The 9,560-nt window shown below is 34.0% G+C and carries 6 protein-coding genes and 1 riboswitch; all 6 genes read right to left on the bottom strand.

The window, feature by feature from the left end; genetic code table 11:
- Window positions 1-240: 240 nt before the first annotated feature.
- Window positions 241-2,847, bottom strand: a complete 2,607-nt coding sequence (gene clpB, locus ACYSNW_RS17830) for an ATP-dependent chaperone ClpB (protein WP_461746812.1) — start codon at window positions 2,845-2,847, stop codon at window positions 241-243.
- A 281-nt stretch (window positions 2,848-3,128) separates the two neighbouring features.
- A complete protein-coding gene (gene mgtA / locus ACYSNW_RS17825) occupies window positions 3,129-5,789 on the bottom strand; it encodes a magnesium-translocating P-type ATPase (protein ID WP_461746810.1) in 2,661 nt (886 codons plus the stop codon).
- A 273-nt stretch (window positions 5,790-6,062) separates the two neighbouring features.
- The gene (locus tag ACYSNW_RS17820) at window positions 6,063-6,530 is read right to left on the bottom strand and encodes a GNAT family N-acetyltransferase (RefSeq protein ID WP_461746808.1); all 468 of its coding nucleotides are present in this window, start codon (window positions 6,528-6,530) and stop codon (window positions 6,063-6,065) included.
- Between the two features lie 34 nt (window positions 6,531-6,564).
- Window positions 6,565-7,224 carry an MgtC/SapB family protein gene (locus ACYSNW_RS17815; protein ID WP_461746806.1) on the bottom strand — a complete coding sequence of 220 codons (660 nt, stop codon included), beginning with the start codon at window positions 7,222-7,224 and terminating at the stop codon, window positions 6,565-6,567.
- 256 nt (window positions 7,225-7,480) lie between these two features.
- Window positions 7,481-7,651: riboswitch (M-box (ykoK) riboswitch) on the bottom strand.
- Between the two features lie 124 nt (window positions 7,652-7,775).
- Window positions 7,776-8,249, bottom strand: coding sequence for a hypothetical protein (locus ACYSNW_RS17810; protein WP_461746804.1), 474 nt, complete (start codon window positions 8,247-8,249; stop codon window positions 7,776-7,778).
- Between the two features lie 371 nt (window positions 8,250-8,620).
- Window positions 8,621-9,559 carry a primosomal protein DnaI gene (dnaI, locus tag ACYSNW_RS17805; RefSeq protein WP_461746802.1) on the bottom strand — a complete coding sequence of 313 codons (939 nt, stop codon included), beginning with the start codon at window positions 9,557-9,559 and terminating at the stop codon, window positions 8,621-8,623.
- Between the last annotated feature and the right edge of the window lies 1 nt (window position 9,560).

Raw genomic sequence — 9,560 nt, 5'->3', positions numbered from 1 at the left:
GTAGTTTCTCCATTTTCATTTTGTATAGTGAATCCTTCTATTTTCCATTTTATCAAAGAATACAATTAGAAAAAAGAAGGTTTAAGAGAAGCAATTACAAATGTTGCACTTAATTAGACAATTCTAGTAATTATATAGAACATACGTTCTTTTGTCGAGTATATAAAAAAAGTAGCGACAAAAAATCATCGTGTGACCTTTTGCGCTGCTTTTTTTATTAAACAAACTATAAGTTAAAATCTACTTCTCTTCAATTACTTTATTTTCAAACACTAGTTGACCGTCTAATAAACTGATTGTCACTTGTGTTTTCGGCATTACTCTACCTGAAACAATTTCTTTTGCTAAAGGCGTTTCAACTTCTTTAGTAATAAATCGTTTTAGCGGACGAGCGCCATAAGCTGGATCATAGCCACTTTCTGCAATCCAAGTTTTTGCTTCTTCTGTGATAACTAATTCTATTTCTTGGTGTTCTAGACGACATGCTAATTGATCCGTCATCTTACCAATGATTCCTTTCACATTTGCTAAACTTAGTGGCGTGAACAAAATTGTATCATCAATTCGATTTAAAAATTCAGGTTTGAAGTGTCCTCTAAGGATTGTCATCACTTGCTCTTCTACAGTCTCTGGAATTGTTCCTTCCGCTGTTACGCCTTCTAATAATAATTGTGAACCGATATTGCTTGTCATAATCATTACCGTATTTTTGAAATCAACAACACGACCTTTAGAATCTGTTAAACGGCCATCATCCAATACTTGTAATAAAATATTAAAAACATCAGGATGTGCTTTTTCGATTTCATCCAATAAAACAATTGTATACGGATTACGTCGAACGGCTTCAGTCAATTGACCGCCTTCTTCATAACCAACATAGCCTGGAGGAGCTCCAACTAAACGAGAAACACTATGTTTTTCCATATACTCACTCATATCGATACGTACCATATGATCTTCTGAATCAAATAAATCTTCAGCTAAAGCTTTAGCTAATTCTGTTTTACCAACACCTGTTGGACCTAAGAATAAGAATGAACCTAGCGGACGATTTGGATCTTGTAAACCAGCACGAGAACGAATAACAGCATCACTAACTGCATCTACCGCTTCATCTTGACCAATGACTCGTTGATGAAGGGTCTCGTTTAATTTCATTAATTTTTCTCGCTCACCTTCGACTAATTTTGTCACCGGAATACCTGTCAAACGACCGACTACTAAAGCTATTTCATTTTCAGTAACGGCTTCTTGAACCATTTTAATGCTATCTTTCTCATTTTTAGCTTCTAATTCTTTTAATTCTTGTTCTAATTGTGGGATTGTTCCATGACGTAAAACGGCCGCTCTTTCTAAATCATAATTGTTTTCAGCATCTTCAAGTTCATGTTTTGCCTTATCAATTTCTGATCGTTTATTGCTAACTGCATTCACTTCTTCTTTTTCTGTTTCCCATTGCATTTTCATAGCATTCGCTTCTTCGCGAAGGTCAGCTAGTTCTTCTTGCAAATGAGTTAACCGTTTTTTACTTGCATCATCTGATTCTTTTTTCAATGCTGCTTCTTCAATTTCCAACTGCATTAAACGACGTGTCACTTGGTCTAATTCTGTCGGCATAGAATTCATTTCTACTCGAATCGTTGCACTTGCCTCATCCACTAAATCGATGGCTTTATCAGGTAAAAATCGATCTGTAATATAACGATCTGAAAGAGTTGCCGCAGCAACTAAAGCATTGTCATGAATGTTGACTCCGTGATGAATTTCAAAACGTTCCTTTAATCCACGTAAAATACTAATCGTATCCTCAACAGTCGGTTCTTTTACTAATACTTTTTGGAAACGACGTTCTAATGCCTTATCTTTTTCCATATATTGACGATATTCGTCTAAAGTTGTAGCACCAATCAAATGTAGTTCTCCACGAGCTAACATCGGTTTTAATAGATTTCCAGCATCCATGCTGCCTTCTGTTTTACCAGCTCCAACAATGTTATGAATCTCATCGATAAAGAGAATGATTTTCCCTTCACTTTTTGTTACTTCTTTCAAAACAGCTTTTAATCGTTCTTCAAATTCACCACGGAATTTTGCTCCAGCAATCAAAGCTCCCATATCTAATGAAAAAATCGTTTTATCTTTTAAATTTTCTGGAACATCTTTACGTACAATTCGTTGTGCTAATCCTTCGATAATTGCTGTTTTACCAACACCGGGTTCTCCAATTAGCACAGGATTATTTTTCGTTTTACGAGATAAAATACGAATCACATCACGAATTTCTTCATCTCGGCCAATAATTGGATCTTGCTTTCCACTTTTCACTTGTTGAATTAAATCAACACCATATTTTTCTAAGGCTTTGTATTGCTCTTCTTGATTTTTAGAGGTCACACGATCTCCTCCTCTCATTTCCTCTATATTATGTCTTAGTTCTTTTTCATTGATTCCTTGACTAATCAAATATTTCGTCAAGCGATAATTTTTCAGTTTCATCAACGCTAAAATAACAATCTCCGTTGATAAAAATTCATCACCAAAAGATTCTTTTATTTTATCTGCTTCGCTAAATAAATTAAATAAGTTTTGACTCATGCTTTGTCCATATTGAACATTTCCACCTTGAACACTCGGATATTCATCGATTGCTTTATCTATTTCACGTTCAAATGCTTCGATATCTAAGCCAGCATCTGTATAAAAATTTCGTCCGAAATGACTAGGCTGAATAAATATTTTCCATAAATGAGCGATGTCAATTTCTTGATGGTGACGAGTGATAGCTACTTGTTGTGCCTCTGCAACTGCTTCTTGTAACGTTGTTGTCATTTTTTCAATATTCATTAATAGGCCTCCCAATTGGTCATTTTATTGTTTTGTATTAGAGCGTGATTAAATGAATACCTTTGTAGTATTCTCTCCTGCTCTAGAATCATTCATTATTTTTAGGTAAGAAGGTCAGTAAATAATAGTTAATATACTAACCTTACTTTTACATCATACACCATTGGTCAGTAAAGGTCAAACAAAAAGTTTCATTCTTTGCTATTATAATAACTCTTTAAATAAAAAAAACCAATTGAAACCCTAAACAGCGGATTTCAATTGGTTTTTAAGCCTATTTATTAAAGTAATTCTTTAAATCTATTTACATAAATTTTCTTAACAAACATTACAAATGCAAGATAAGCAAAGACTGTAATTGCTAACCAACCAAAGTAGTTAAGTGGTAGTTCTGCCAAACCTAGATTTTCACCAAAAGCTGTGAATGGTAAAATTGTTCCAACAGCAATCCCAATAGATGTAATTGTCGTCAAAATAAATGATGCACGACTTTGTAAGAATGGGATTTTTGGTGTACGTAGCGTATGAATTACTAATGTTTGAGACCATAGTGACTCAACAAACCAACCTGCATGGAAAATAGCAATAAACATTGCTTGTTGTTCTGGACCTAAATCGTGGTAACCTGCACCCATAATTTGTGGACAAATCACAAAATACATCAATAGATACGTAGTCACATCAAAAACAGAACTTGTTGGTCCAAGCCATTTCATAAACGAACCAATAGAAGTCGCATCCCATTTTTTAGGTGTATCCAAGTAATCAGTATCCATATTATCCCATGGGATTGACATACACGAAATATCATAAATCAAATTCAAGAATAGTAATTGAAGTGGCAACATTGGTAAGAAAGGTAAGAACAGACTTGCAACGACAACTGAGAACATATTCCCAAAATTAGAACTAGCAGTCATTTTGATATATTTCATAATATTACCAAAAGTTGTTCGACCAGATAAAAGACCTCTTTCTAATACCATTAAATCTTTTTCTAATAAAATAACGTCTGCTGATTCTTTGGCAATATCAACTGCAGTATCAACTGAGATACCTACATCGGCTTCTTTCATAGCAGGTGCATCATTGATTCCATCCCCCATAAAGCCAACTGTATGATTATTTTCTCTTAATACTTTAACAATTCTTGTTTTTTGTTGTGGTGTTAATTTCACGAAAATATTATATTTTTCAGTAATTGTTTTCAATTCAACATCATTCATTTTTGCAACTTCACTACCAGAAATCAGTTCTTCGTTTTCTAAACCAACTTGTTTACAAACTGATTTAGTAACTAATGCATTGTCGCCTGTTAATACTTTTACTGATACACCATGTGTTTTCAATGCTTCTAAAGCTGCTTTTGTTGTTTCTTTTGGAGGATCTAAGAATGCAAGATAACCAATTAATACCATTTCGCTTTCATCAGAAACAGAAAACTCGCCATCTACATTTGGGTTTGTTTTTTGAGAAACTGCGATAACACGTAGGCCATCTTCGTTCAATTCTTCGACAGTTTTCAAAATTGTTTTCTTTAAATCAGCTGTTAAAGGACTTACTTGCCCTTGATAATCAACATGGCTAGAAATTTCTAGCATTTCTTCTACGGCACCTTTAGTAATGATTTGCGTTTTACCTTCTTTATTTTGAATAACCACACTCATTCTACGGCGTTGAAAATCAAATGGAATTTCGTCAACTTTGATAAAGTCAGCAGGGTTAATATTCAATTCTTCCCCAGCTGCTTCAATAATTGCCACATCCATTAAGTTTTTCAACCCAGTTTGGTAATAACTATTGAAAAAGGCATGACGTAGTACGCGACTATCTTCTTTACCATCACAATCTAAATGATACTCTAAAATAATTTTATCTTGCGTTAATGTTCCTGTTTTATCGGTACATAAAACATCGATTGCACCAAAATTTTGAATTGCATTTAAGTTTTTGATAATTGTTCCTTTTTTAGCCATAGAAGATGCACCTTTTACAAGGTTTGTTGTAACAATCATTGGCAACATTTCTGGAGTCAATCCGACAGCAACTGACAATCCGAAAAGAAATGCTTCTAACCAATCACCTTTTGTAAAACCATTAATCAAAAATACTGTTGGTGCCATAACTAACATAAAACGAATCAATAACCAAGATGTTTTACTAATCCCAACTTCAAAACTTGTTTGAGGACTCTTATCAGAAACATCATGAGCAATGTGTCCAAATAATGTGTCATCTCCTACAGAAACAACTACACCGACAGCACTTCCGCTGACAACGTTACTTCCCATAAAAACAATATTTTCATAATCCGTTTCTGCATTATGGGTACCCACTTCATAATCTGCTTTTTTCTCAACAGGATAACTTTCACCTGTCATCGCCGCTTGAGATACAAACAAATCTTTTGTTTTTACAAGTCGTGTATCAGCTGGAATCATATCTCCTGCTGATAATTTAATGATATCACCACATGCAATTTCTTCTATTGGGATTTCGACGTCAGCTCCTCTACGAACAACTGTGGCAGTAACTTTTACCATGTTATGCAATTTTTCCGCCGCTTGACTTGAGCGAACAGATTGAATCAAAGTCATTGTTCCGCTTGTGAAAACCATCACTAAAATAATAATTACACCAATCAAATCACGATCTTCTGGAGCAGCAATAACATAATCCGTAATAAAAGATATAATTGCTAAAGTAATTAGTACAATTGTAAATGGTGTAATGTACGCTCTCAAAACTTCAACGATCCAAGGTGTTTTCTTCCCTTTTGAAATGACATTTTCACCAAACTGCTCTTTTGAAAGTTCTGCTTGTTGATTACTTAACCCTTTATGTGATGTTTTAAATGTTTTAAAAATATTATCGACAGAGTTTCTTGCAAAAAACTCGTAAGTTTTACCTTCTTCTTGTTTCATGTAAACTTTTTTTTCCATTTGTTTCGCCTTCTTTCCATAAATCTTTTCCCTAAAAAATAATTAATAGAGTACAGTATTTGACATCCGAATAATGATGACCTATAAACTTCATCTATCATTTGATGGGCTTATGAAAAGAATTTGTTTAGTTAAACGAGCAGTACTATCCCATATTTAGAAACAAATACATAATAATAGTTTGATCCTTTTTTGCTAAATTCATTCTTTTTGATAAGCCCTTTTTCTTCTGACTACTGTCATCCATTTGTTTCCATCCCCTTTAACTACGTTTTATACATGGATAATCGTTCGTGTTTTCACGCGTGTATTTTGTGTCAGTTCTTTTTCAAAACCTTTCAATAGAACCTTCCCATCATAATACGCTTGACCAAATTCTTGATAACCAGCACGTACATAAAATCCCCATGCTTGACTACGACCTAATAAAAATACTTTTTTAAAACGTGTGATTCGTACAACTTCTTCAGCAAATATCAACATTTTTTTACCCACACCTTCACCTTGGTATGCATCATTTACTGCAACCTGCTTGATTTGAGCGCTTTGTTGATCTACTTTTGAAATAATTAAGGTGCCAATTACTTGATCTTCATCCAATGCAACAACATGAATATCGTTTTTTTCTTCAATCGGAATTGTTTGAATCATTTCTTTCCCAGCAGTTGCTTTTAGTAATTTATTTCTTAAAGCAATACCTGCCCAATATTCTTCACTGTTCCATTTTACGATTTTTACCATCAATGTTTTACCATTTTGATTCCTCCGTTCTGTTTTAGTTTGCCATTTGATTTACTTCTAACACTTCGGATAATTGCGATAATTGCGTAATTACTTTGTTAACAGCTAAATGTCCATTTCTTGATCCTTCGATTTCCACAAAGAGTCTAACTTTGTTGCCAGCTAAATCAGTACATGAAAAGCGATGAAAACTCAGATAATAACAATCTAATAACTGAATAATTTCCGTTCTCAAGAGGACTTCATTACTGTTGCTTGTGATTACAGATAGAAAATAAGTTGCGTCACTTACTTCACCATCAGCCTTATTTTGCGAAATCTCATCTAATTTAAAGGAAAGAGTTCTTAATAAGACATTCACTAACGTGATAATCACTGCACAAACTAATCCTTCCACGATGAAATTGGCACCAATCAAACTGCCAATAGCTGCTGAACACCATAAGGTAGCCGCTGTGTTGATTCCTGTCACACTAAAGCCATCTCGAAGAATAACGCCACCAGCCAGAAAACCGATACCACTAACAACTTGAGCGGCAATCCTTGAAGGACTGCTGTCGGATTGAATAAACGTCGATAAAAGTACGAATAAACATGCTCCAAGTGTTACTAATGTCATTGTTCTCATACCAGCTAATTTTTTGCGCCATTGCCTTTCCATCCCGATGATGATTCCCGCAAAAATACTTGCCATTACATTAACTAAAAATAAAAATTCACCTACATCAAATCCCTTCTTGCACTAAAATTAAGAAAATAGCAATAAATCTTTCTAATGAGTTGCTTCATATTTTCCTGAGTCATACAATGCAAGAAATAAAACAATATTTTTAGTTCAATTTTCGCATTTGTCCGATTCTCCTCAAAGTTTGCTTAGAACATACAAAAAACCTTTCGCCAAATACTCAGCGAAAGGTCATAATCTACGATATACGCACACCAAAAAAGCTCAAATGATCTATTCGTTGAGTTTTGGCACTATACAACGTAAAAAGCAGAACTTTTAGCTACCTTATGAAAAGCCTTGTAATCGACAATCCCTGTTCTACCCATTGGCGTCTCTCGACATTTTTGGGCAGTAGCCTATGTTTGTATAGGAGCCTCACCTAACAAATCTATTTAATTTTCTTACATGAGTCACTATACCATCAAAATGACGTTCCTGCAACTCTTTTTTGTAACAAAAGAAATTTTTTTCAAAAAAATGAAAAATCGTCTGAAAAACAAATTACATTTACGTGTTTATTAATCGATTTTTTCTACTGATTTAATCGACATTCCAGGAATTTGCGGTGGAAGAGACATTGTCATAACAGGCATGCCGTTTAATGAAAATTGGACTTTATCTCCTTTTTTCAACTCTTTTTCAGTTAAGCCACTCGCTAATTGATCCTCTGATATATTTAATACAACACCGTCATTTTTCATTGTTTTTTCCATCTCATCTGGATCTTCTACTGCTTCAATATCATTTAAAACTATACGAATTGTTTTATCTTCTCCATCGTTTAGCTCTGCATCCGCTGTTAAGACGCCAGTAAAAATCGATGTTTCACCTTCGTTTACTTTGGCCTTTGTATCCTCTGTACTTGTACTAGATTCAAGTGTTATTTCTGACTGACTAGATTCCGAGTCTTTACTTTTCTTATCGTTCACACCACATGCTCCTATTAAAATAATCGTTGCTGCTAATGCTAAAGCCATTGGTACTTTTTTCATTAAGGTATCCTCCAATAGTTACTTTTTTTAGGACATGTCTGAAAATCAATCATAGGAAAAATACTTTGTTAACTCCCAAAACCAAACAAATGGCACAATCATTTCCAGATGCTCTCTAGCCAAAGTAAAAATATCTTCTGTTTCATTATTTACCTTCTAACAACATCTTACACTACTTTTCTAACTCAATATAAAATAACAATACACGAAGATTCTTAATAATAGGTTAATTTATCTTTAAAAATTAATTTAATTTTTCTTTTTCATCCGACTTAAAAAGGAATTGAGACGAAATATATAGCACTACTTCAATCAATTCCTTCTCTTAGTTCAACGATCTGTTCGTTCATTTAATCTCTTACTAAACATTTTCAGATCGTTGGACCATTTCGACGATCATTTCCACTCATCATAATTTCTTTTGATAAATAACGGATACGTTCCATAATCCTTCTTGCTTTAAGTGGCTCTTGTTCCCCTCTTTGAGTTACCGCTAAATGTTTTTCTAACTCTTTTAAATTTAAATTGGAAGAAAAGAACGTAGGTAACTGTTCTTGCATACGATACTGCAAAATAACACTTAAAACATCGTCTCGAATCCAAGAAGTCATAGATTCAGCTCCAAGATCATCAATCATCAAAATCGGTGATTTTTTTACTGCATCTAGTTTTTCACCAACCATGTCTTTTCCGATTGCTTGCTTCATTTCCACGGTAAATGTTGGAAAATGGACGATTGTCGTCACATACCCTCGTTCTGCCAAGCTGTTAGCTATCGCACCTAATAAAAATGATTTTCCTACCCCAAAAGTTCCTTGAAGATAAAGTCCCTTATGAAATTCTTTTGTATTCGCTGAATAGGCTTTAATAAATTTCATCGCCTCAGCTAACGCTTCTTCCCTACCATCAGAACTCAAATCAAAATTATTCAAACGAGCTTCGCGAACATCTTTCGGTATATCCATCGCACGCACTCGTTGGCGAATTTCTTCTTCTTTTTGTTTAGCGATCAATGCTTTTGTTGGTACATAGGTCACATCAATATAATGAAAGTTTAAAGCCAATCTGGGTTCATATCCAGGTGCAATCATTGTCGGATCATTTAATTGAAATTTCTTTTTTTCTTGCACATATTCGTACAATTTAGAATAACTTTTTTGAATATCTTCATCTGTCAAACGTGTTCTATTTTCCTTAATAAATAATTGGACATCAGGATCTTTCAAAACAACTTCGACCAGTTCATTATACCGTTCATTCATATCTCTTTTTTGAATAATTTTAGACATTTCTTTTCCAACATCTTCCATG

It is taken from the genome of Enterococcus sp. LJL99, assembly GCF_054871725.1.
The sequence above is the reverse complement of the archived record's forward strand: the minus strand, read 5'-3'. Positions and strand labels throughout refer to the sequence as shown.

Bases quoted from the DNA above. Each gene is read 5' to 3' on its own strand.
- ACYSNW_RS17810 (WP_461746804.1), bottom strand. From the start codon at position 8,249: ATGAAAAAAGTACCAATGGCTTTAGCATTAGCAGCAACGATTATTTTA.
- ACYSNW_RS17815 (WP_461746806.1), bottom strand. From the start codon at position 7,224: ATGGCAAGTATTTTTGCGGGAATCATCATCGGGATGGAAAGGCAATGG.
- mgtA (WP_461746810.1), bottom strand. From the start codon at position 5,789: ATGGAAAAAAAAGTTTACATGAAACAAGAAGAAGGTAAAACTTACGAG.
- dnaI (WP_461746802.1), bottom strand. From the start codon at position 9,559: ATGGAAGATGTTGGAAAAGAAATGTCTAAAATTATTCAAAAAAGAGAT.
- clpB (WP_461746812.1), bottom strand. From the start codon at position 2,847: ATGAATATTGAAAAAATGACAACAACGTTACAAGAAGCAGTTGCAGAG.
- ACYSNW_RS17820 (WP_461746808.1), bottom strand. From the start codon at position 6,530: ATGGTAAAAATCGTAAAATGGAACAGTGAAGAATATTGGGCAGGTATT.